The organism is Pseudoalteromonas sp. D15MCD-2 (assembly GCF_038562745.1).
Taxonomy (GTDB): Bacteria; Pseudomonadota; Gammaproteobacteria; order Enterobacterales; family Alteromonadaceae; genus Pseudoalteromonas.
The window spans coordinates 69,839-95,044 of record NZ_JBCFQE010000001.1 but is presented as its reverse complement, the minus strand read 5'-3'; the positions used below and the strand labels follow the sequence as shown (position 1 = coordinate 95,044).

Genomic DNA, 25,206 nt, shown 5'->3' with positions numbered 1-25,206 from the left:
AAGCTAGTTATCTTACGATTGTTTCGCAAAATTATGTCCAACCTGCATCCACTATCAATGATTGTGCTGTCATCATTCGGCTGTCATCAGCGGCCAAAAACAATGCCGCGTTTACCACATGGTCTGGTTGAATTGTTTCGTTAATACACTGACTTAAACGAACATCTTCAATCATTTCTGGGGTTAGCCAATGAGTGATTTGGCGCTCTGTCATCACCCAACCCGGAACCAGTGAATTCACACGAATATTGTCTTTACCATATGAAGCAGCTAATGAACGGGTTAAACCTTCAATCCCTGCTTTTGCGGTTGTATAGGCTGGCATACCTGTTTGCTTAATACGCCAGCTTACCGACCCCATATTGATAATGCTACCACCACCTAAACGCTGCATCTGTTCAACCACAGCTTGCGATGAAAAGAAACACGGGCGCAAATTAACTGCAAACTTGTCTTCCCAATATTTCACATCCATATTCTCAGCGGCATGACGGGTGTCATCAGCTGCGTTATTAATTAACACACCAATGTCACCCTGTTGCTGACGAGTTTGCTCAATGGCCGCTTTTAAGGCTTCAACATCACGAATATCGCAATGGATAAACTGCGGGTCAAACTCATATTTACCCGCTAATTTAGCGCATAACGCATCGCTTTGCTCAGTTGCAATATCAACAAAGGTGACTTTCGCGCCCTGCTCGCAGAACCGCGTTACCATTACTTCACCAATTCCCGATGCACCACCAGTAATAAACACACTCTTACCAGCAAGGCTTGGGTAAACTGTTTTTAGCTCGTTCGAATTTGGCATGATAACCTTTTGTTTTAAAGTAATTACAACGTCAAAAAGTGATACTTATTGAGCCGCTTCTTTATCAGCGATTTCTTTTTCAATAAACGCCATTGCTTCATCAATCATGTACGTCATCATGTTTTTAGCACGCTCAGGGTCACCGCTCGCAATCGCGTTATACACTTTAAAGTGCTCTTCAGCGATCGCCTTTTTATTGCCCTTAGCAGGTGTAGTATGTTGAATACTCACATGTAATGCGGTGCGAATAAAATCACGTAATTGATAGAAAAAACGGTTACCACTGGCATGTAAAATTGCTGTGTGGAAGGCAAGATCTGGCTCATGCATTACGCCTTCTGGCTCTTCTGCAGCCGCTTGCATTTTATCGAGTGCCATTTTAATTTCAGCAATGGCTGCTTGGTCGCCTTTTCTTGCTGCAAGTGCTGCTGCTTGTGGCTCAATCGCCAAGCGCACTTGTAGAAATTCTTTAAGTACGTAAAGTGATGGGCTGCTTTCCAACAACCATTTTAATACGCTTGTGTCGTATAAGTTCCAGTTCTCCGCCGACTCAACACGAATACCTTGTCGTGGACGAGAAGAAATCAGTCCTTTTGCAGCAAGCATTTTCACTGCTTCACGAACAGCTGTGCGGCTAATACCATACACTTCACAAAGTTGTGCTTCGGTTGGTAGCCCCGTTTCAGTGTTATAATCACCAACAATAATTGCTTTACCAAGCTCATTGGTAACTTGTTGTGATAGGTTTAAATTTTCTAAACGCGCCATGTGTGTTCCTCAAAAGATCTGAGTAATATGATACATCTATAAAGCTATTCCGTCATCCTGGAAATAATTGATTAAAATCAATAACAAGCAAAAAACGACCTAATACAAGTGTCTGTATTTCGAACAATACAGTCACCATTTCACCTACAGACTGTCACCTTATTTTAACAAATCTCTTTCACTTAGCTTATTTATAATATAATATTTTTATTCAACAACTAAAAAAGCAAAATTCTCTTTCAAAATTAGGTGGAACACACGATGGTCGAACTAAGTACCTTAGACTGGGCAGTGCTAGCAGGATTCTTCGTCCTGTTACTAGGCGTTGTCGTGATGTCTATGCGACAAAAAGAAGAAGACACCGCTGATTACTTTTTAGCGGGTCGTAATGCAAGTTGGTTAGTGATTGGTGCCTCTATTTTCGCATCGAACATTGGCTCGGAACATTTAGTGGGCCTTTCAGGTTCAGGTGCACAATCGGGTATGGCACTGGCTCACTGGGAGATGCAATCGTGGATCATTCTACTGCTCGGTTGGATTTTCGTACCTTTCTATTGGAGTAGTAAAGTCTACACCATGCCTGAATTCTTAGAGCGCCGCTTTAACTCTAAATCACGTACCTTCTTATCTGTTATCTCATTGATTAGTTATGTATTAACCAAGGTTGCGGTAACGGTTTATGCTGGCGGCATCGCATTTAAAACAATCTTAGGTATTGAGAGCATTTGGGGCATCGATTTCTTCTGGATTTCAGCTATTGGCCTAGTCGTTATCACCGGTATTTATACGGTACTTGGCGGTATGAAAGCCATTATGTGGACCTCGGTGTTGCAGACCCCTGTACTCATTATTGGCTCCTTAGTCATATTAGTTGTTGGACTAGATAAAGTAGGTGGCTGGGCTGAAGTTGAGCGTATCAATGATGCTAATATGCACCTTATTCGTAGTGCTTCAGATGCTGAGTTCCCATGGCCTGGCATTGTATTTGGTTCATTCATTATTGGTTTTTGGTATTGGTGTACCGACCAATACATCGTACAACGTGTTTTATCTGCAAAAGGCATTAAAGAAGCCCGTCGCGGTACCATGTTTGCTGGTTACTTAAAATTACTTCCTGTATTTATCTTCTTAGTACCAGGCATGATTGCATACGCATTGAATGTTAAAGGTATTATTAGCTATGAAAGTGCTGACCAAGCTTTCCCAACTTTAGTTGCTGAGCTATTACCAGCCGGTGTAAAGGGGATTGTAATCGGTGGTTTAGTAGCGGCTCTTATGAGCTCTTTAGCATCATTATTTAACTCATCAGCAACCTTGTTTACCATTGATTTCTATAAGAAATTCAAACCTGAATCATCTGAGAAGCACCTTCTGAAAGTAGGCCGTATTGCCACTATCGTTATTGTTATATTAGGTCTTCTGTGGATACCCGTCATGAGCTTAATTGCCGATGTGCTTTATGAGTATCTGCAAAGTGTGCAGTCTCTTATTGCACCGGGAATTGCAGCAGTATTTTTACTCGGTTTATGTAGTAAACGCATCACTCCAACAGCGGGTTTTGTGGGCTTAGTTTCAGGTTTTGTGCTGGGTATGATCCGCTTAGTGTTACTGCCATTTAAAGATGATTTAACAGGTTCATCATTTGCGTGGATCACCACGATGAACTGGTTATATTACTGTATTCTGCTATTTGTCGTGGTCGTTGCGATTATGATTGTGGTGAGTATTTTCACCAAGCAAGCAGACGAAGAACAATTGAAAGGTCTTACTTTCTCAAGCCTAGATAAAGCAACCATGAAAGAAGTAGCTGCCGGCTTAGATAAGTGGGATTACATTCATACCGCGGGTATTATTGGTATTACTGCCTTTATTTACTACCGCTTCTGGTAATCGTTCGTTCCCAAAGTTGTAGGGCGCCAATTGGCGCCCTTTTTTAATCAGCGAGTTCTGGTGAGAACACTGGAAAACCGTTTTTATCCCACGTAATAATGCGTGCTCGCGCATGGCGATTTGGGTCTGTAAGCGGTGTCCCTTTCAGCTCTTTATAGTCACGACTGTGATAAATCATTAAATCGGTTACACCATCTTCAGCTTTTACAAAACTGTTATGCCCAGGGCCAAAACGACCTAACTCAGCATTGGTGGTGAACACCGGCTCAGCCTTTTTATGCCAGCTAGCTGGGTCAAGTAAGTCAGCATTCACATCTGCCCATAGCAAACCCATCGCATATCGATGATCGGTGGCACTGGCTGAATAAGTGACAAATATTTTATCGCCGTGGGTGATGACTGCAGCACCTTCGTTCACCTTGTAGCCTTGCACTTCCCAATCAAGGGTTGGCTCAGTAATCGCGATAATGGGTTCTTTAATTGATGTTGGTGAGTCCATTTCAGCTAACCATAAAGCTGAGTTATAAGTTGCAGGCTGGTTCTGCTGCGCCCAAATCATGTAACGCTTACCCTTGTGCGTAAAACTTGTGGCATCAAGCGAAAAACTATCAAGGTGACTAGTTACTTGCCCCATTTCTTGCCACTCACCTTGCATCGGATTAGCACTGTCGTTTTTAAGTGCATACATGCGAATACTGAACGGCTTTTCGATATCACCTGCGGCGAAGTAGATATACCAACTGCTATCTATCTGATGTAGCTCAGGGGCCCAAATATTGACACTCATTGGGCCTTTATCGCGCTTTTGCCAAATAACCTTCGGCTCAGCTAATTTTAAATCGTTTAAACGACAAGCTTGGCGCAGCTCAATTTCATCAAATTTCGGCGAACTACCTATAAACGTGTAACAGCCACTTTTATCATCACGAACTAACCAAGGATCAGCCCGTTTGAGTACAATGGGGTTATCAATTGGCGCTAAAGTCTTGCTACTATTAGCATCAGCAAGGGCTGACAATGACGAGGCGCTTAACGCACTAAGAAGCGTTAGCCGAGATAATTTTTTGAGCATAATGTGTCCTGTATTTCGTCTCGATTTTATTGTTAATATTGTATTACATATTATATAGTAGCTGAATGAACACAAGAGTTAAAAAAACAAAAGGTATTCAAGCATGAGACCCGTAAGTAAGGTGACACACGCAATGAAGTGGCTTTCAACAGGGCTACTTTTTTCTGCCGCAGCCGTATCTGCAAAGCAAGTTGAAGTACATGATCCGGTAATGACCAAAGAAGGCGATACGTACTATGTATTTAGCACAGGCCCTGGTATTACCTATTATGAATCAAAAGATTTAACCAACTGGAAACTCACAGGCCGCGTTTTTAAAGATGAGCCGAGTTGGGCAAAGCGTATTTCACCAAGTTTTGATGGCCACTTATGGGCACCTGATGTGTATGAGAAAAATGGTAAGTTTTACCTTTATTACTCAGTCTCTGCATTCGGCAAAAACACTTCGGCAATTGGTGTAACGGTTAATGAAACACTTGACCCATCATCACCTGATTACAAGTGGATTGACTACGGCATAGTGGTTGAATCAGTGCCTGAACGTGACGATTGGAACGCTATCGACCCTGCAATAATCGAAGATGACAATGGCACACCGTGGATGAGCTTTGGTTCGTTCTGGGGTGGTCTTAAACTAGTAAAACTTGATGATGACATGGTGCGCTTAGCAAAACCTGAAAAGTGGCATCACATTGCGAGTCGCCCAAACACGGAACATGGCCCGATTGAAGCACCTTATATCTTTAAAAAGAATGGCTATTACTACCTATTTGTTTCGTTTGATAAATGCTGCCGTGGCGTAGAGAGTACTTACAACGTACGCGTAGGTCGCAGCAAAAACATCGAAGGCCCATACTTAGATCAACAAGGTCGCTCTATGGTTGATGGCGGTGGCAGTTTAGTTATTGAAGGTAATAAAGACTGGGCAGCTCTTGGTCATAATGCTGCGTACACCTTTGATGGCAAAGACTATTTAGTATTACACGCCTACGAAACAGCCGATAACGGCGTGCAAAAACTACGTATTTTACCTATGAGTTGGAAAAACGGTTGGCCGGTTGTTAACCCAGCCGACCTAAATAAGCTTAAAACCAAACTTAAAAAGTAATTATTCAACACACAAAAAAACCTGCAAAATTGCAGGTTTTTTATTTGCTTTAATGACCTAGTTTGAGGTTGAAAGTAGGTGTTATTAACTAAAATCAACCAAGGTAATATCAACGAGCATGGGGCTTTGGCAGCCTTGCTGATGCTTTTCTTCAATAAATGCGCTGTACACATCACGTGCAAGATGCGCAGGTATTAGCACCTCAAAGCGGCTGCCTTTATTCATTAATTGCAATGCTTCTTGCAAGCCCACTATCGCCTCTGCAATTTCGTACTCTACAGCAGCACCTTGCTTTCGAGTATCAAACAACACCCGACCATTTGTAAGGGTAACGCGTTGATGCACAGTCACAGTGGCATCCCAACTAGGTTTATCCCCCTGACCTTGCTCAATCACTCGATAACCAAGTCCTGTCGGGGTTTGGTAAAAACTGTGTTGCTCTGCGCTGTTATCTAAAAGCGACGGTAAAACATGCTCTTTAGCCGTCGCAAATACATTGTTGCTTAACATAGCCAACTCTTTATTGTGCGTTGATTAAACGAATACCATAGATACCACCGGCAACAGAATCTTTGTCGGCAGTAAAACGTAAGGTCAACGTTTTCGACTTTTTCATTGCTTCTGTTAATGGGTAATCAATGGTGTAGAACTCATCCGTTGGTTTGCCTACAGGCAAACTAACTGCAGCTAATTGCTCACCATTTAAATTAATAGAGAAATGACGATCTACATCGCCAATAAAATAGCGAACACGCAAAGCAACCGCTTTTTGTTCTGGGTTATTAAGCTGATATTCAAACCAACCTGTCGCATCGCGCCAGTGATGACCATTATTAACACCTGCACGGGTTCCTTCACCTTTAAAATCGTGTTCGACTTCAGGTTGTTGCTCACCCGGCGTAATTTGATCAACGGTTAATAAACGAAGCTGCTCTTTCGCTTGCTCAGCCGCTTTTGCATCGGCAACAAATTGCGTGAACTCTGCTTCGCTTTGCTGAGGCCAATACACTTGATAGCGACTATCGTGTAAGCGGAAGAACGGAATTAGCTCTGTACTCTTAGTGTTATCGATACCTTGCTTGGCAATCGCCACATTTTTATCGGCGATAAATGCGAGCTTTTGGCCCGGTTTACGAGTGAGATCGGCAATAAATTGTTCTGGCTCACTCAGCATGATTGGAAGAGCCTCTGGCGGACAAGTTGGCCCAGCGGCGATGTGGCCCATGCGGCTATTGTCAGCAACAAAGTTAAGCTGCTCATTTGCAAATGCTTGTACTTTGGTAGCCATTACAACAGGCCCATACATCACAGAGTAATAATGCTGACCATCAGGTAGCTGCTCAGTATAAAGCTTAGGACTAAGTTCAAAGGCAAGCTTATCACCACTTTGCCAAGCATGGCTGATGCTGTAGTAACCGTCTTTTTCGGTTGCGCTTACAGCTTGTCCATTTAAAGTAAAGCTCAGCTCACCTTGCTGCCAAGACGGTTTACGAATATGAATCACCGACTCAGTGCTTTGCCCCTCAGACAAACGATTCACGGTCAGTGAGACCTTGTTATCATCTGGGAACTGGCTTTCTTGCGTGATTTGCAAACCCTGCTGTTGCCAGTTTAACGTGCTAGGAATAAACAAGTTTACCCATAGCTCTTTACCGGTATTGCTATAAATCAGCTCACCATATTTGCTGTGATTCTCAATACCTGAGCCTACACAACACCACATTGAATCTTGCACTGACGAATACATACGGTAATGCCCAGGGCGCATTGAGGTAAAGTAAACAAGACCGCCATGCTCTGGGTGTTGTGACGATAAAATATGGTTATATGTGGCGCGCTCATAATAGTCTAAATAACGCGTATCACCGGTTTTTAAGAATAATAACTTACTAAGTTTCATCATGTTGTAAGTGTTGCAGGTTTCTGGGCCTTCAACATCTTCAACCATTGGCGTGAAATCACTTTTATCATGGAAATGCTCACGTACCGAGTTACCGCCAATTGATACTGAGCGCTCTTGGCTGACTGTTTTCCAGAAAAAGTCAGCACCTTGCTGCCATGCTTTATCATCGCTGGCATTTGCTACTTTCAACATGCCAATAATTTTTGGAATTTGCGTATTTGCATGCAGGCCAGTTAACTTATCTTCTTTGTGTAATAAGGGTTCAATAATGATGTTATGAGAGAACTGACGGGCTAGTTTTAAGTAACGCTCATCGTCACTAATAAAGTACATATCAGCAAACACATCATTTAAGCCACCATGCTCTGAATACAGCATTTGTTGAACTTGTTCATCAGTTAGCTTAGCAGTGGTCGCTAAGAACCATTCACCTAACTTAAATAGCATTTGTTTGGCTTTATCACTGCCAGCAACGTCGTATGCATCACGCAAGCCATGGAAGATTTTATCGATGTTATAAAGAGGCACCCAGCGGTCATTTAAGCTGAATAAATCGGCTTTGATTTCACCTTTTTCAATCTGCTGCCACATTTCATCGCCATTTGGGATACCGCCTAAGTAACCACCAGTGGCTTGCTGGGCGCGATCCAGCTCACTCAGCATATAATCTAAACGCTGCTTTAATTCTTCGTCACCTGTGGCTGCCCACGCAAGGCTTAAGGCTGAAAGATAATGACCGCCAATATGGCCATCAAGGCCAGTACTTTCCCAGTTGCCATAGTTAGGCGCTTTTGGCTCAAGACCTGCTTCACGCAGATAAGGAGCAAGCAACTGATCAGGATGAAGAGCTAATAAATAACGCACATTCGTTTGCTGCGCATGTAAAAACGGGCTGGCGCTTAAACTTACTTGATTTAGGGCAAATAAATGTTGTTCGCTGGTATGTTCAGCATGCTCCACTGAAGCGGCTTGTTTACTGTCTGTTGGCATTTCACTGCAACCGCTAACAGTTAATATTGCAGCGCAAACGCTTGCTAAATAGCTAACCTTGAATGTGTTCATACTGTTGTCTCCCAGCGAATTATTATTTTAAAGAGCAAAGCGCACACACTTATTTAGTGTGTGCGTTTAAAGAGTGGTTATTTTGGTAGGCGCTTATGAATAACCATATCCGTATAGTACTCATCGGTAATTTTGTATTTTTTCAAAATCAGACCTAGTAAGGCGTGGAAAACACCCGGAATGATAGTTAGCATCAGTGCTAAGCCCATAAGGGTAAATTCAGTTTGCTCAACGTTAGGCTTGTACTCAAAAAATGCCAGTAATAAACCACCCGCTAAGCCCGCTAAACCGCCCCCGGCTTTTTGGCAGAATGAAATACCACCAAATGATAGACCCGATGCACGAACGCCGTCTTTAATTTCACCGTAATCAACGGCTTCAGCAATTGCAGACCAGAACACTGGCGCATGTAAATCAACCACAAATGACAAGATGATATAAAGCACAAACGCCGTCATCACATCGCCAGGCTGCACTACAAAGTACATTAGTAATGAAATAAATAGCACGGCAATTTGTGATTGACGGAATAGCTTCATTTTACAGTAGCGCTGGGTGATCCACGTACTTGCCACCATTGAGACAATAGATGCTGCAATACCTGCACTGGTAAAGGCACCGGCTAAATCTGGTACACCTAAGTAATAGGTTGCGTAATACATAGCAACACTGCCACGAATCGCATAGCCAAGCGTACCAAGCACACATGCTGCACACAGTAGTAACCATTGGTCGTTTTTAATAAGTACTTTTAATTGCGTAAGTACGCCTTCGGTTTGTGGCTCATGGGTAATACGTTCGCGAGTAGTAAAGAAGCAAAACAAAAATAGTGCTACGGCACATGCCGATACCAATGCCATTGCCAGTTTATAACCATACGACAAGCTGCCATCTCCCCAATATGAGGCAAGTAGCGGCACTGAAAATACGATCACTACATTGGCAATCTTAGCGAAGAACATACGGTAGCCATTGGCTGACAAACGCTCTTTAGGATCGGCAGTTAATACACCAATGTAAGAGATATAAGGAATAGCAACACCGGTAAACATCAAGGTCGCAAACAAGTAAGTGGCATAAGCCCACGCTAACTTCATGTTGTAGTCGAAATCAGGCGTGGTAAATAACAGTACGACCGACAAACCATATGGAACAGATAAAAATAAGAACCAGTGACGGAACTGACCCCAACGGGTTTTCACTTTGTCGGTGATCACCCCCATTAATGGATCAGTAAAGGCATCAACAAAACGCGCCACTAAGAACAACACACCCATATCAACCGGATCAAGCCCGTAGATATCGGTGTAAAAGAAAGACATAAAATAGAATAACGCTGCAACCATGACATTTACTGCCATGTCGCCGGCGCCAAAGCCGACCTTTTCTACAACGGATAACTTTTGAGATTCCATACAACAACACCCTAATTGGTCAATAATGAGCCGCCGCTCACTATTTCAAGCAATGCTAAAAAGCTTCAACATTGCGTATCAAATAAATTTATAGCCCTAGATATTACACAGCTTGGCCATTGCGTTCGTTATTTTTGTAAATTTAATGCTAATCTAATTAATAGTATTATCATACTTATTAAATCGCAACTCTTTTCGACCGATGGTTTGGTTTATAAAAACCAATAAAAAACCCCAGCAGAGCCGGGGTTTTTAGGTCTATAAAAGAAATTTAGAAAGAATAACGTGCACCTAGTGCGAATGTACGTGAGTAGATACCGTTACCAAAGTTAAATAGGTTGTCGTTACCTTCACCGTAGTAGCTCTGATATACGTCATCTAGGATGTTCGTTGCATCAAAAGTAACCACTAAATCATCATTCACATTGTAGCTAAATTGGAAGTCTAAGCTTTGCTCTGGACGATTCCAGAATTGAATCGGGTTAGCAAAGATTGCCGCTTCGTTACCTGTGTAGAACTCAGAACGCCATACATATGATAAACGCATGTCGAATGAATCACGCTCGTAGATACCTACGATGCTGTACGATTCATCAGAAACACCTGCCATTTGTGAATCAACATAACCAGAGATTTCACCTAACTCATTGAATTCAGGTGTATCTTGCTCTGAGTCAAGCATGGTGTAGCTTGCTTGCACACCAAAGCCGTTTAAGTACTCTGGTAAGTTTTCTGGGAAGTAAACTAAACCAACTTCTAAACCAGACAGTTCACCGTTTGAAGCATTCACTGGTGCACTTAATACATATGGGCGTGTTACGCCATCATCGCCTTCGCGCACAACTTGCTTACGACCCGCAACAACTAAGCCTTCTATTTCACGCTTAAAGTAAGCCGCGTAAAGTGAGCTTGTATCTGCGAAGTACCATTCAAGTGATACATCATAGTTCTTTGATTCTGTTGGTTTAAGCTCTGGGTTACCACCATTACCTGTACCGTATGTAGCACCTTCTGTTAAAGGATCGTACCAGTATTGCAGCGCGTTTAAGTCAGCAAAGTTAGGCATACGTAATGTTTCTGTGTACGCTACACGGCCCACTACATCATCAGTGATGTTCCAGTTAAGTACTAAGCTTGGTAGTAATGCGCTGCTATCAGCACTTGCTGAGCTTTCTTCAAATACATTTGAGTTCATGCCGCCAGACTCAGCAACAAAGTCCATATCTTGCTCGTAGCTTACATAACGTAAACCAAACTCACCGCTAATATCTTCCGTTAAGAAGAAGTTAGTTGTGGCATATAGCGCGTATGAGTTTTCTTCGATATCAAATGTTTTGTATACATCTTCAGCCTCAAGGCCATATACGCTACGAACAGCATCGCCGTTATCAAGCATGTAGCCACCGTCAGCAGTTACAAAGCTGTCGAATACGTCAGCACGGCCATCGAAATAATCATCAACTTGGAACACAATACCAGAACCATCACCTGCTGCACCCGCTGCTGCTAGCTGCTCAATTAAGCTAGCCACAGATGTGTTTGCAATACCAGTATCTTGACCACGTGTGTACTCTTGCGCAGTTCGTTTTTCGTAGCGACCACCGAATTTCACTTTATCAAAATAAGTACCACCAATTAGGTATTCAGCATCAAATGTGAATGTTAGTGCATCGCCGGCATTACCACCGCCATTGTCATAAATAGTACCTGCATTCCAGTTTTCGATAGCAGCCATATCTGCTTCGTTTACCGCTGTGTTTGGATCATCCCAAAACGCGATGCCTGGTACGCCGTCTTTATCATTAAAATCAACGTCAAGACCCGTCGCTACACGATCAAAACGCATTGCGAAGAAATCTGTTTCGTACTCACTGTCTTGGTAAACAACTTCTGTATTAATGGTTAGGTAATCGCTTGCTAGCCACTCTGCACCTAGCGCATATAAGTAGCTATCTGTTTTACCATATGAAAAGTCACCACTTTGGAAACCGCCAGCGCCAATCGCTTGCTTTTCTTTAACTACGTTAGTGCCATCAAACACAGTTGGTGTTTCAATGAAGCCGTTACCGTTTTCAAACGTATTTGAGAACCACATCGCGTTTTGCGATTCGTTTTCGTAACCTGTGTAGAAACCTTCAGCTGTGATTTCTAGGGTTTCATCTGGTGCCCACTGTAAAGATACAGACGCTGCCGGGCGCTTACGAAGACCGGTGAATGAAGTACCAAAAATAGCATCACGTGCTAATAGGTATTCAGTTGGCTCACCATTTACGTCTAAAGTAGAACCAGCCGCAGTAGGTAGACCTAACTCAGTACCTTGAGTCCAGAATTCATTTGGAACACGTGAATACGGTGAGTAGTTGTACTGTGGTTTATCAGTAAAGAATGGGAATGCAGCACCCGCTGTGATGGTGTCATCGCGGTAATGTGTTTCAGCATAAGAAATATTGAAAAGTGCACCAAATTCACCAGCGCCATCGATTTCCCAACGGTTAGAGAGTAATGCACTAATATTTGGATCAACTTCATCTGGTTGATCTGAGTAAATCGCACGTGCCGCTAAAACAACTTTTTCACCTTCGAAGTTGAAAGGACGGTGAGTTTTAATATCAATCGCACCTGCGATACCGCGTTCGATTTGGTCCGCCGAACGGGTTTTATAAACTGTTACGCCTGAAAGTAAACTTGCAGGAATGTCTTGCAGCGCCACATCACGACCCGCACCTGTAAAAATAGCGCGACCATTAACTGTGGTATTAACATCAGTAAGACCACGGATTGAAACCGCGCTTACTTCACCAGCACCACGGCCAGTTGTTTGTACACCCGTTACACGTTGTAATGCTTCAACTACGTTGTTATCAGGGAATTTACCAATATCTTCAGCAACAATTGCATCCACGATTTGAACGCTTGCACGTTTTTCATCTAACGCTTTGTTTAAACTGCCGCGAATACCTGATACTTGAATAACTTCCATCTCATCGACGTTATTCTCAGGAGTGTTTGGTGCTTCCTCCTGTGCAAAAGCAAATTGACAGGTAAATGCCATAACTACAGCACTGGCTATGTGTGTTCTTTTAAACATAAGCGGTGTTCTCCAAATTATAGTTATATCGGTCCGCTGAACTTTCCCCATTCAGTTACCGAAGAGTGACCACTGCATTGTGCATCGTGTGTTGTCAAAACGGTGCGCGAGTGTGTCTATATTTTTATGTTAATACATTGCTGCCTGAACTTTAATCATATTGTATGATTATTTAACAGTCAACTCTAAAAGCCAAATTAAAATAACTGCCATTATGTTTACAAAAAACGTTGCAATTATAACATGTTACAAACTCAAAGCATGCTGCGTTTTTGTTTTGGGAATTTATTAAGACCCATTATTATCAGCTACTTAGCGATTATTCGTTTGCTTGTTTTAATTTGTCTTTCACTCATCCAGAGCAACAAAAAAGGCTAACAAGTTATTTACCCTGCGTATTTTGATGCTACTATGATTAAAATACAATAATACAATATAGAGTTATTTTTTGCTGCACTTTTACTGGTTTGTTTCGATGTAAACAATCAGTTACTCAGTATAATCAGGCGTACACTGTGTATTATCTGGCCACTTAGAGCGAGTTAGAGCGAGCTCTGGGTTGAAAAAGCTGCAGTTCAAACAACAATTATTAGTTAATAAGGACACTCATGAAGAAATTGAAAGCGTTGGCGCTACCATTACTTTTTTCGAGCAGCTTAGCTGTTGCACAAAACCCATTATTTACCGATGTATTTACTGCAGACCCTGCTGCACTTGTTCACAATGACACCGTATACCTTTATACAGGCCATGATGAAGCACCTAATAATGACGTGTTTTTTGAAATGCATGACTGGTTAGCCTTTTCATCAACAGATATGGTGAACTGGAAAAAACACGGCCCAATCATGAAAGCAACAGACTTTAAATGGGCTAAAGGTGAAGCATGGGCTTCACACATGATTGAGCGTGATGGCACTTTCTACTTCTTTACAACCGTTCGCCACAACGACACAAAACCAGGTTTTGCAATTGGTGTTGCAACTTCTAAGTCACCAACGGGTCCATTTAAAGATGCAATTGGCCATGCACTGGTTACCGATGACATGACCAAGCATACGCCAAATGATTGGGACGACATCGACCCTGCTATATATACAGAAGAAAACGGCGATACTTACATGTTCTTTGGTAACTTAATGCCAAAATACGTAAAGCTTAGCGACGATTTACTCTCTCTTGATGGTGAAATTAAAACGCTAGACTTACCTAACTTTACCGAAGCGTTATGGGTTCACAAGAAAAACGACAACTACTATGTATCGTACGCATGTGAGTTCCCTGAGAAGATCTGTTATGCCATGAGTAAAAGCATTCATGGCCCGTGGGAATATAAAGGTATCTTGAATGAGATCGCAGGTAACAGCGAAACCAATCACCAATCAATTATCGAATACAAAGGTAAAGACTACTTTATTTACCATACTGGTGCTGTACCACCGATTGATGGCAAACCAAGTGGCGGGCGTTTTCGTCGCTCAGTGGCGATTGAGCCGCTTTATTACAACGAAGATGGCACACTTAAACGTATTATTATGACCACTGAAGGTCTAAGTAAACAAGACAAGTAATCTCAAAAAGGGCTCTTTAAGAGCCCTTTTTAGTGCTCAAATGTAATACAAATAAGCAAATTTACCGGAAAATCCTCACTTTCAGATAAGTAAAAACTTCCCTAAAAGAATAAAAACAGCGAAAAAAGCGCCAAAACTGGCAACTTGAAAAAATTAAAATCACGCTGTACACATTGTAAACATTGACACTTCGTGTTTACATATCAATTACCTTTGCAAAAGTATTTGCACATTTTAAATCGTACTATAAAATTACAATACTACGTTCTTATTAGTTTGATATAGGCACGCGGCAATTTTATTGACAACAATCGAATAAAAAAATGAATCCCAGTTTCAAGAGGACACATAAAATGAAATTAAATAAATTAGCCATGGTCATAGCCTGCTCTTTGGCTGTTACAGGTTGTGGCAAAGAAGATGGCACTAAGCTTGACACAGCACCAGCGGTTGCCGACCCGCAAAGTGCAAAACCGACAGTAAGCAGCAGTGTTGAATACACTGAATCAGGTAGCGTAATGGTTACCAATGTAAGCGTGCACGATCCTTCTGTCGTTAAAGTTGACGACACTTATTATATTTTTGGTTCACACCTTGCTGCCGCTAAATCAACTGATCTCTTAAACTGGGAAATGATTTCGAGCCTTTCAGCTAACGCAGCCGTTAATGAAAGCCCATTATTTGATTACAACTACACAGGTGAAATTGCCGAAGGTATTGAATGGACAGACGGTTTTACAGGAAACTGGGCTGCCGATGTAATCAAAGCGCCAAATGGTAAATTTTGGTTCTACTATAACCACTGTGCACAAGATAACCCAGATACACCAGATGTTGTTGATGAAGTATGCTGGAACCGCTCTTATCTTGGTTTAGCTGAAGCTGACAATATCGAAGGTCCGTATACAAACAAAGGTATTTTTTTACGCAGCGGTTATCGTACAGAAGCGGAGTTTGCAGCTTACCCACTTGATAATGGCCAAACAACATGGAATGGTGCCGTTGATCCTAACGCCATTGACCCTGCAGCCTTCTATGATGCTGATGGCAAACTTTGGATGGTTTACGGCTCATACTCTGGCGGTATTTTCGTGCTAGCAATGGACGAAGAAACAGGTATGCCAGAAGCAGGTCAAGGCTATGGTAAAAAGCTAGTAGGCGGTGACTTCCGTGCAATGGAAGGTGCATTTGTCATGTACAGCCCAGAAAGTGAATACTACTACCTATTCTTCTCTGTTGCTGGTTTTGATCTTAATGGTGGCTACAACATTCGTGTTGCTCGCTCTAAAACACCAGATGGTCCTTACCTAGATAATGCAGGTAATGACATTGCAGCTATCGGCGGCCTAGAGGTCGGCGAAAAACTAATGGGCGGCTTTGAGTACACGCAAGAACTTGGCGAAACAGCACCTGCATGGGGCTACCAATCACCAGGTCATAACTCTGCTTACTACGATGAAGCGACAGGTCGTCATATCTTAGTAACGCATACACGTTTCCCACAAACGTCTACTGAGTTCCCAACCATTTCAGAAGCGCACCAAGTTCGCGTACATGAAATGTTCATTAACTCGTTAGGTTGGCCTATGGCTTCACCGCAGCGCTATGTACCGCTTGAAGGCGACAACATGGTTGTGGCAGATGAGCTTTACGGCTATTACAAATTTATCAACCATGGCAATGATGTAAATACAGATGCTATTCGCTCAATGCATATTGCTTTGAACGAAGATCACTCAGTAACGGGTGATGACCCAGGTATCTGGTACATGATTGATGACTCAAATATTAAACTTGAGTTAGATTCTGGTACTTACTTTGGCGTGGCTAAATGGCAATGGGATGATGCAACTAAAGCAATGGCTGTAACTGTATCAGCTACATCAAGCGAAGGCGCTACCATTTGGGCAAGTAAACGTGATGAAATTACGGATACTGCAAACGTGCTGGGCACTGTTCAAGAAGCACTTGATATCAAAACTGAATTATCAATCGCTGACGAAGGCTACTCATTACCAACCAAAGGTAAAGACGGTGCTGCAATTAACTGGGCAAGCAGTGATGAATACTACATCACCAGTGAAGGCTCAGTATTCATTCCAACGCCAGATCGCGGTGATAAAGCGGTTACTTTAACGGCTAATATCTCTTTAAACGGCGAGAGCACAACCAAAACATTTAATGTAAATCTAGAAGCGCGCCCAGAGTTTAAAAATGCGATTGCACACTATGCATTTGAAGATTCACTCAGTGATGGTTTAGGTAACCTTGATGATGCGGGTGTAACAGATAACAACATGTTAAATGTAGGTGCTGGTACAGCTGCATACGCAGAAGGTCAGACAGGTAAAGCATTTAACTTTGATGGTGCAACGGGTGTTCGTTTACCTGATGAGCTAGTAACAGGCGATGAGTACACTATTTCTTATTGGTTTAAGCCAACAGTACTAACTAACTTCACGCCTACATTCTTCGCATCAACGTCTGATGCACGTTGGATGAGCTTGATCCCAGGTAGTACACACTTTACGTCAACACCGATGCTTTGGAGCCGTTATTTAGCTGATGATGGCACAGATATGTGGAACCAAATCATTTCTGACTCTCCAGCGGTAATGGATTGGAATCATATTGCCATCACTTATGCTAATGGCACTGCAACACTTTATCGTGATGGTGTACGTGCAGGTTCGATGCCTCGCCCTGACTTCTTTAGCGAACAAACAGGTAACTTTGCCCTTGGTGTGAACTACGGCTGGGACTTACCTTTCCAAGGTCAAATTGATGAATTCATCGTTTATGACTACGCGCTAAACGGTCTAGACATTAATGGTGCGGCTATCAATAACCTGACAGATCCGACTAAATTCGAGAGCTTCATTACTGATGCGCTTGATTTAGGTGATGTATCGGCAGTACGTGAAAGCTTTGAGTTACCGCGTGTAGGCCCATTTGTATCTGGTATTAGCTGGACGTCAAACAACGAAGAGTACTTAAAACCGGTTAATGGTACAGCTGTTGTGACACAACCTAGCGCCTCTGCTGGCGACCAAGTAGTGACATTAACTGCAACTATTAAGTACAAAGACTTTACTGATACTAAGTCATTCGATGTAACCTTAAAATCACTTGCACCTGCTGAATACAGCTTCGAAGGTGACTTAAGTGCATTAAACGGCGCATACGCGGCGGGTAAACCAACGGGTGGTTTTATCAACAACACTGGTGGTAACGTAACTTTTGTTGACGGTATCATGGGTCAAGCAGTATTCCTTGAAGGTTCAGGTGTTCGTCTACCGGATAACTTAATCACGACCAATGATTACTCAGTATCTATGTGGTTAAAACCTGAAACCTTCACTGATTACACTACAGCGTTCTTCGCAGGTGCAAGTGCAGGCTCTTGGTTAAGTTATGTGCCATCTATGGCAGGTACAGGCCTAACTCGTTTATGGGCAAATAACGGTGCCTTCTTCGATAATGCAGAACTAGATAGCCGTATTCCAGCAAAAGAATGGACACATGTTGCATTCACTGTTGATGGTACGAACGGTGATGTGTTGAAGATGTATGTTAACGGTGAATTACAGCTAGAAACCGATGGCTTCCCGCGTGTATTCACGGTTCCTGGTGAAACAAATGAGTTTGCACTCGGTGTTAACTACTGGGATACACCTTATAACGGTGCTATCGATGAACTGAAAATTTTCAACGGTGCGATTAGCGCTGAAGAAGTAAAAGCACTCTTTGATGCAGCTGCTGCACAAGAGTAACAAAGTGAGGTGAGCTGCCTCACCTCAACTATTTGTTGTCTGGAAAGGCCGGGTGAAAACCCGGCTTTTTTCTAAAGCTTTAGTACCCCTTGCCGATACATACATATCATTCACTTTCATCGCTCTCATTATGGCTATTAACTCATTAGCAAGTGCGTTAACTATCTCAAACGCAGATACAGCAGTCAGTAATACCAACTCAAAAGTAGGCTACAAACTCAGCAGCCAAGAGATGAACAAACTCTCTGGTCGTGAAGTAGAGCCCGCTCAAAAAGAAGAAGTATCTAGCGAACTCCCCGCACATATTCGCAAAATGGTTGAGCAACTCGAAAAGCTCAAAGAACAACTCGAACTTGCCAAAGAGCAATTAGCCAAACTGCAAGCGCTCAAAAACCAAGAAGATGAAGCTGTAAAAGTGCAAGTTGAAACGCAGACCAAGATGGTTATGGAAATTCAAACGCAAATAATGACTCTTAGCCAATCAATTAGCGATGCGCTAAAAGAAGCAGGCATTAGCGATCCTGGTGTACTGATGAGTGTACTGGTGTGATGGAAGCTGTAAGTTTTGAGCTATAAGCTTTAAGTCTCAAGCTTTACTCTTGTCTCTTTCATCTTGCTAACTCCCTTTCATGCTCACTTTACTCTTGCAACTTTACCCTTACTAACTCCCTTTCATGCTCACTTTACTCTTGCAACTTTACACTCGCTAACTTCTCTAAAAAAACCCAAAAAAGGGTCAAAAACCCAGTAACTATGCGGGCTCTGAAATATCGAGCACGCAAATACGAAACTTCCTTAGCAGTAAAAATAAGTGCTATTTAGGGTCATTGTCGTTACATTTAGCAGCTGTTAAAACGAATTAATTTGCTCAATAAATCAACAGTATAAACTTAACAATTTAATCTACATCGCCACTTTACGAACTCAGTTGCAAAGATCGTTAAAATAAAAAACAACACTTAAGTCCCACTAAAAAGCCTTCCCCAGTACTTTTTCAGTATAGAAATCAACCAACTCATTCGTATTATGAATTCACCCTATGAACGAAGTGAGGGCGTCTTATGCGTCAAATTTTATTACTTTCTGTAAATGGATTTACGCTACAAAAACTGTTTTTACTGGCATCGTTATTGGTGTGCTTTTTCACCTCAGCTGAAGAAACAAGCCCTATTTCAACAGCGAGAGCATGGTTAACCTTGGTTGATTCTGGAGAATACCACGAGAGCTGGCAGCAAGCTGATCAGGTCTTTCAAAGCACCACGCCCAAAGCTCGCTGGCAAACGGCCTTAAATCAAATACGCGTTCCTTTAGGCCGAGTTATGTCTCGCACCTATTTTGGCACAGCAAAATATGACTCATTACCCGGTCTGCCAAATGGTGAGTATTTAGTGGTCAAGTTTCAAACCGAGTTTATGAATAAAGAGGCAGTAGTTGAAACGCTCAGCCTAAGCAAAGCCGCCGATGGCTGGCATCCATTAGGTTATCTGATCGATTAGTTTAGAGCAGCGCAAAGCGCCCTTGAGTTTTGTGCTGTAAGATTTATCGACAGTTAAAATGCTTATCTGCGGGAAAATAAACCGCACAATTGATGAATAGTATTTATTGTTCGTCGCCGAAACATAAAAACACTTAAAGACGAATTCAATAAACAACAAGTAAATGGAATTGCTATGAGAAAAACGCTCTTACTAATCATTTTTTTACGCTGCTTTTGTGCACATGCTGAGGAGCTCGAAGTTATTCATCGCGCTAAAAGCTGGCTTGCGTTAATCGACAACGGTCAGTATCAGCAAAGTTGGCAGCAAGCAGATTCATTATTTAAACAAGCGATGCCACAAAGCAACTGGAGTAAAGCGTTAAAACAAGTTCGAGTACCACTTGGTAAGGTGATTTTACGTAAGAATTTAAGCCTGATGAATTATGACTCTTTACCCTCTCTTCCTGATGGTGAATACGTAATCATTCAGTTTCAAAGCCAATTTATGAATAAAGAGCAGGCCATCGAAACAATTAGTCTCAGCAAAAGTAGTGGCCAGTGGCAACCTATCGGTTATTTTATTAATTAGGGATTATATTTAGGTTTTAGGCTCTAGGTTCTAGGTTCTAGGTTCTAGGTTCTAGGATTGCATTGTAGAACAGCTTTAGCCGTGAAGATTGTGTGATGGACAAAATTCGGCACTAAAGTACCTCCTACGTGGAGTTTTATATGCAATGCAGAGGCATGAGAAGGTTTTGATGGATTATGTTGGGTTTCGCTTCGCTCAAAACAACCTACCCGAAGAATGGGTAGGGCAAGTAATATGGTAGGCGTCACGCTTGCTTGGCGCGTCATGAAATCAACACCCTACGATCAGACAGACATATCACCAACATACCCCACCGCCCGGCTAAAAACTGACAGCTGAAGGCTGACAACTCCCAAGACATCGCGCGAAATAAATTTCACGCCTACAACAACACGTGGGGTTTTGTATGCAATGTAGGGCATGAAAAGGTTTTGATGGATTATGTTGGGTTTCGCTTCGCTCAAACCAACCTACCCGAAGAATGAGAAGGGCAAGTGCTGAGAGGTACGCCACACAAAACAACCGCACCGCTCAGCTTGGAACTTTACTCTCGTTAACTTTACCCTCGTTAACTTTACCCTCGTTAACTTTACCCTCGCTAACTTTACCCTCGCTAACTTTACCCTCGCTAACTTTACTCTCGCTAACTTTACTCTCGCTAACTTTACCCTCGCTAACTTGCAGCTGACAGCCACAAAAAAAGCCACTCATAAATGAAGTGGCTTTGGTTGAGTCGATTTTTTACTTATAACTTAATTTGGTTCACGCAGATGGAACACTTGGCACTTGTTACCTAAATCAGGTTGTTGTGCGAAGTTAGTGTTTTCAGCTAAACCACAGTTACTTAAACCAAGCGCTTGTTTTGTGTAGCGGTTGATAAGCATCACACCACCACCTTCTACTGGAGCAATGCGCCACTGTGCTGTTTTCGCTGCACAAGAAGCCATCTCTACGTTGGCACCTGGTACTAAGGCGTTATCAGCTACCGCAGCACAGAACTCGCTGTCAGCGCTTTGTTTAAGGCTTACATAGCCTGTATCTGTTGGTGTGAAGAACCATTGTTGTGCATCTTTATGCGTGTAAGCTTGTTGCTCAACATTGGTACCCGCTTTAACCGTATCTGCTACGCTAAGTGCTTTACCACTTTGTTGGCTTAATACTACAACACTACCCATAGGGCGTAATTGCCAGTCGCCACACGCAGTTGCGTCGCTTTGTTGTAAAACCGCTTGGTTTTGTGAAGCAGAACAGCCAGCAACCGCTAAAGGCTTGCCTGTGTAACGGTTTGTAATAGATACATTACCATCTGTGCTTGGTGCTACTTTCCATTGCTGGCAGAAGTTATTACGCCATGCTGCAGATTGTACTTTAGCGTTATCTGCGTCATTACAGCTTTCAAGCTCTAAGAACTTGCTGTCTTCACGGTTAGCTAAACGAACAAAACCATCTGTTGTTGCATCAATCACCCATTGACCATTGGTGCTTGCACACTGACGTTGCACAGCACGTGCATCTTGTGGATCAGCTGCGATGTCTAAACATAAGCCACTTGTTGCATTCACTAATTGGTAGCGCTGACCTTGCACTCGCGTTACCAGTGGGCCGTATTCACCTGATGGCGGAGCTACTTCAACGCCTGGTGTTAATGGTTTACCAAAGCTTGGCGTGCCATCGTCGTTCCAAGTAAATTTTTGCGCACGTAATGAACGAGTCGCACTACAACCGTGCTCTACCGAATCATTGCCGTGATAAACTAACCAATCTTCGGTGCCGTCTGGCGATGTGAAAAAGCCGTTGTGACCAGGCCCAAACACTTCTTCTGTACGCTCAAATACTGGCTTGTCGTATTTTTTCCAGCTGATCGCTTTAAGTGGGTCGTCACCAACAAGCTCAAGCATACCTAGTTTGTAATCTGGGGTATTACAGAAGCTTGCTGAGTACGTCATAAACGTACGACCATTGTGCTGTAAAATTTCAGCCCCTTCAGTTACTTTACGGCCACTGATTTCCCAATCTAGCTCAGGACGCGTGATCACTGTATGCGGTGAGTTCTCTTTCAGTGTCCACGGGTTTTCCATTTCAGCGATAATGTTTAATTGCTGATCGCCTTGCCATTGTGAGTAAATCACATATAGCTTGTCTTTGTATGTTAAGTAGTTACCGTCGATATTCCATACGTTAGGCATTAATGCACCCTTGTATTCGTATGGACCCATAGGATCGTCACCAGCACTTTCTAATACATTTAAGTGTTGGTTATCTAAAGTGCCATCAGTGCCCGCTGTGTACATCATGTACCAACGGTAGCCGTTTGGCCCTTTTAAGCGATGGAATTCAAACGCCCAAAAGTTACAACAGCGCTCAGGGTTTGAATCAGACCAAACATTGACAGGTGTTGCATCAGCAAGGCCAGCTAGTGTTGGTGATTTACGCATCACTAACTCAGATGTCCATGTTGTTGTGGTTAGGTAATAGTTACCATCCCAATACTCAAGCCATGGATCGGCGCCATTAGGAAAAAGTGGGTTGGTAAAAATACCATTATCTTGGATTGGCGCTTTTTCTGTGGCTGCCACGTCAGTTTTCTTAGCTGTGTTGTCTTCAGCTGTAGTCTGACAACCAGTCAGTGCACCAAACGACAAGGCAAATACGCTGGCTAAGCCAGCCTTTTGCATTGCGCTTTTAAGCTTTGTTGTTTTCACGATTGTGTTCCTTTATTTTGTACCAAATTCGTACACGATGCGTGTTGAATACACGTCACCCGGTAATAATGTTGTGCTTGGGAACGTTGGCTGATTTGGTGCATCAGGGAAATGCTGTGGCTCTAAACAAAAACCACTTCTGAAATTATGCACTAAGCCAGACGCTTGCACAGTACTACCGTCTAAGAAGTTACCTGAATAAAACTGTACTGCAGGCTCTTCTGTGTAAACTGTTAACGTACGGCCAGAGTTTGCTTCGTAAACCGTCGCTGCTTCAATAAGCTCATTGCTTGGCGTGTCTTTAAGCACAAAGTTATGGTCATAACCTTTACCAAGTTTCAGTTGTTCATTGCTTGCTTTGATATCTTGACCGATTGCTTTAGCTGTACGGAAGTCAAACGGTGTGCCAGCCACATCCATCAACTCACCAGTTGGGATCAAGCCGCCATCCACAGGTGTAATTGCTTTTGAGTTGATTTGCATTTGGTGATCAAGAATGTCGCCTTTACCCGCTAGGTTGAAGTAGCTGTGTTGCGTCATATTGATGATGGTAGGCTTGCTTGTTGTAGCAATAAACTGCATATCTAACGTGTTGTTGTTCGTTAGTGTGTAAGTCACTTCTGTCGTCACTTCACCCGGGTAGCCTTGGTCGCCATCAGGACTCACCAAGCTTAAGGTAACACCGGCACTGTTTTGCGTCGTGAACGGTGTCATGTTCCACACTTTTTTATCGAAACCTTGCACACCACCATGTAAGTGGTTGTCACCATCGTTAGTTGCTAATTGGTATTCAGTGCCATTTAACGTGAATTTACCGTTTGCGATACGGTTACCAAAACGACCGATGATTGCACCGTAGTAAGTTGTCGCTTTTGTGTATGCTTCTAGGTTATCTAAACCCAGTACAATATTACCCATTTCGCCTTTTGCATCAGGTGTTTCAATACGCGTAATAATGCCGCCGTAGTTGATTACATCAACGCTAATACCATTGCTGTTAGTCAGCGTTACTTGATTAACCGGCGTTTGATCAGCCAGTACGCCATAGGCCGTCATTGATGCTGAAGGGGAAGTAGTCATATTGTCTCCTTGATGAGCACAAGCTGGTGTAAGGGCAATCCCACATGTCACCAACAATGCATAAAGCCCGCGCGACTTTTTCGTGTTCGAACTGGCTGTTTGATGAGTTGTTTTTAAACCTTGGAAAACACATTGCAATGACATATGAATAACCTTTTTGTAATTGTATTTATAGTTTTATAATACAAATAAGGGTGTCATTGCAACTTTAATCGCTAAAGTTGGATTTTTCCGTCTTTCACCATGATGCAATCCATTCCCGCACTTATGGCAGCTTGATAACCAATTTGCGTGTCTTCAAACACCACACATTGGCTTGGCTCAACACCTAACTGCTCTGCCACTTTTAAGAATGTTTCTGGGTTTGGTTTGCCTTTACTAACATCACTGGCAGTCACTAACGCACCAATTTTATTAATTAAATTGGTATCAGTAAGATGATCAATTGCATGTTCGCGGTCAGCGCCTGTGCCAACGCCCATAGGCAATACACCATGGTACTTTTCAAGTACTGCGACGGTTTCGTCAATTACTAGCGGTTGGTGCTGTAAATCAACCCAAAACTGGTGTTTATCTTTTGCCACAACCAGAGGGTCGTGTTCTAAACCAAATTTTTCGTTAAGCATTTCAATTGTTTTAACGGTCGGAATGCCACCTAAGCTGTACATATAGTCGTAATCGAATGGGTAGCCATAGGCTTCGCAAGCTTTTTGCCATGCCTGTAAGTGACTGCCCATTGAGTCAATTAAGGTGCCATCCATATCAAAAATAATGCCTTGGTAGGCGCTTAAATCGATCATATCTACTCCTAAAATGTTTCGCTTCACAATAGCATAAGCCAGCGAAGAGCGAGGCTCATCACTGGCTTAATCGACAACAAAATTTGGGGTGAACGTG

At 42.6% G+C, this 25,206-nt stretch carries 18 protein-coding genes; 7 read left to right on the top strand and 11 right to left on the bottom strand.

The genetic code is table 11. The features are described 5' to 3' along the window. Positions 1-31: 31 nt before the first annotated feature. On the bottom strand, positions 32-811 hold the full coding sequence (locus tag AADY36_RS00355) for an SDR family NAD(P)-dependent oxidoreductase (protein ID WP_054562977.1): 780 nt from the start codon (positions 809-811) through the stop codon (positions 32-34). Between the two features lie 45 nt (positions 812-856). Continuing rightward, positions 857-1,579, bottom strand: a complete 723-nt coding sequence (locus AADY36_RS00350) for a FadR/GntR family transcriptional regulator (protein WP_054552285.1) — start codon at positions 1,577-1,579, stop codon at positions 857-859. A gap of 261 nt (positions 1,580-1,840) precedes the next feature. Here AADY36_RS00350 and AADY36_RS00345 point away from each other — a divergent pair, with 261 nt between their 5' ends. Beyond that, positions 1,841-3,469 (top strand): sodium:solute symporter, encoded by a 1,629-nt coding sequence (locus tag AADY36_RS00345; RefSeq protein ID WP_342408360.1) that lies wholly within the window; start codon positions 1,841-1,843, stop codon positions 3,467-3,469. Between the two features lie 43 nt (positions 3,470-3,512). Here the strand turns inward: AADY36_RS00345 and AADY36_RS00340 are convergent, their stop codons facing one another. After that, on the bottom strand, positions 3,513-4,541 hold the full coding sequence (locus tag AADY36_RS00340; protein ID WP_054562980.1) for a glycoside hydrolase family 43 protein: 1,029 nt from the start codon (positions 4,539-4,541) through the stop codon (positions 3,513-3,515). Positions 4,542-4,674: 133 nt separating this feature from the next. On the opposite strand from AADY36_RS00340, the gene AADY36_RS00335 reads away from it, so the two are divergent. Beyond that, positions 4,675-5,649: an arabinan endo-1,5-alpha-L-arabinosidase gene (locus AADY36_RS00335; RefSeq protein ID WP_236702910.1), complete on the top strand. Its 975-nt coding sequence runs from the start codon at positions 4,675-4,677 to the stop codon at positions 5,647-5,649. An 84-nt stretch (positions 5,650-5,733) separates the two neighbouring features. Here the strand turns inward: AADY36_RS00335 and AADY36_RS00330 are convergent, their stop codons facing one another. The 4 genes from AADY36_RS00330 to AADY36_RS00315 form a co-directional block, all read right to left on the bottom strand. Continuing rightward, entirely contained in the window at positions 5,734-6,159 is a 426-nt protein-coding gene (locus tag AADY36_RS00330) for an FKBP-type peptidyl-prolyl cis-trans isomerase (protein WP_054562982.1), read from the bottom strand. Positions 6,160-6,169: 10 nt separating this feature from the next. Further along, positions 6,170-8,614, bottom strand: coding sequence for a glycoside hydrolase family 127 protein (locus AADY36_RS00325; protein WP_342408359.1), 2,445 nt, complete (start codon positions 8,612-8,614; stop codon positions 6,170-6,172). Between the two features lie 77 nt (positions 8,615-8,691). Then, on the bottom strand, positions 8,692-10,029 hold the full coding sequence (locus AADY36_RS00320) for an MFS transporter (protein ID WP_054562984.1): 1,338 nt from the start codon (positions 10,027-10,029) through the stop codon (positions 8,692-8,694). Positions 10,030-10,300: 271 nt separating this feature from the next. Then, the gene (locus AADY36_RS00315) at positions 10,301-13,117 is read right to left on the bottom strand and encodes a TonB-dependent receptor (RefSeq protein ID WP_054562985.1); all 2,817 of its coding nucleotides are present in this window, start codon (positions 13,115-13,117) and stop codon (positions 10,301-10,303) included. Positions 13,118-13,725: 608 nt separating this feature from the next. On the opposite strand from AADY36_RS00315, the gene AADY36_RS00310 reads away from it, so the two are divergent. From AADY36_RS00310 to AADY36_RS00290, 5 genes are all read left to right on the top strand, one after another. Beyond that, on the top strand, positions 13,726-14,688 hold the full coding sequence (locus AADY36_RS00310) for a glycoside hydrolase family 43 protein (protein ID WP_054562986.1): 963 nt from the start codon (positions 13,726-13,728) through the stop codon (positions 14,686-14,688). Between the two features lie 353 nt (positions 14,689-15,041). Continuing rightward, positions 15,042-18,461 (top strand): LamG-like jellyroll fold domain-containing protein, encoded by a 3,420-nt coding sequence (locus AADY36_RS00305; protein ID WP_342408358.1) that lies wholly within the window; start codon positions 15,042-15,044, stop codon positions 18,459-18,461. Positions 18,462-18,591: 130 nt separating this feature from the next. After that, positions 18,592-19,011: a hypothetical protein gene (locus AADY36_RS00300; RefSeq protein WP_054562988.1), complete on the top strand. Its 420-nt coding sequence runs from the start codon at positions 18,592-18,594 to the stop codon at positions 19,009-19,011. 511 nt (positions 19,012-19,522) lie between these two features. Then, the gene (locus AADY36_RS00295; RefSeq protein ID WP_054562990.1) at positions 19,523-19,957 is read left to right on the top strand and encodes a DUF4019 domain-containing protein; all 435 of its coding nucleotides are present in this window, start codon (positions 19,523-19,525) and stop codon (positions 19,955-19,957) included. Positions 19,958-20,131: 174 nt separating this feature from the next. Then, the gene (locus AADY36_RS00290) at positions 20,132-20,527 is read left to right on the top strand and encodes a DUF4019 domain-containing protein (protein ID WP_342408357.1); all 396 of its coding nucleotides are present in this window, start codon (positions 20,132-20,134) and stop codon (positions 20,525-20,527) included. A gap of 470 nt (positions 20,528-20,997) precedes the next feature. Here AADY36_RS00290 and AADY36_RS20855 read toward each other — a convergent pair whose 3' ends face one another. The 4 genes from AADY36_RS20855 to AADY36_RS00275 all read right to left on the bottom strand — a co-directional run bounded on the left by AADY36_RS20855 (position 20,998) and on the right by AADY36_RS00275 (position 25,109). Then, positions 20,998-21,222, bottom strand: a complete 225-nt coding sequence (locus tag AADY36_RS20855; protein WP_446728731.1) for a pentapeptide repeat-containing protein — start codon at positions 21,220-21,222, stop codon at positions 20,998-21,000. Between the two features lie 57 nt (positions 21,223-21,279). Next, positions 21,280-23,229: a family 43 glycosylhydrolase gene (locus tag AADY36_RS00285; RefSeq protein ID WP_342408356.1), complete on the bottom strand. Its 1,950-nt coding sequence runs from the start codon at positions 23,227-23,229 to the stop codon at positions 21,280-21,282. 12 nt (positions 23,230-23,241) lie between these two features. Next, the gene (locus tag AADY36_RS00280; RefSeq protein ID WP_239962179.1) at positions 23,242-24,309 is read right to left on the bottom strand and encodes an aldose epimerase family protein; all 1,068 of its coding nucleotides are present in this window, start codon (positions 24,307-24,309) and stop codon (positions 23,242-23,244) included. 215 nt (positions 24,310-24,524) lie between these two features. Beyond that, a complete protein-coding gene (locus tag AADY36_RS00275) occupies positions 24,525-25,109 on the bottom strand; it encodes an HAD family hydrolase (RefSeq protein ID WP_342408355.1) in 585 nt (194 codons plus the stop codon). Positions 25,110-25,206 lie beyond the last annotated feature (97 nt).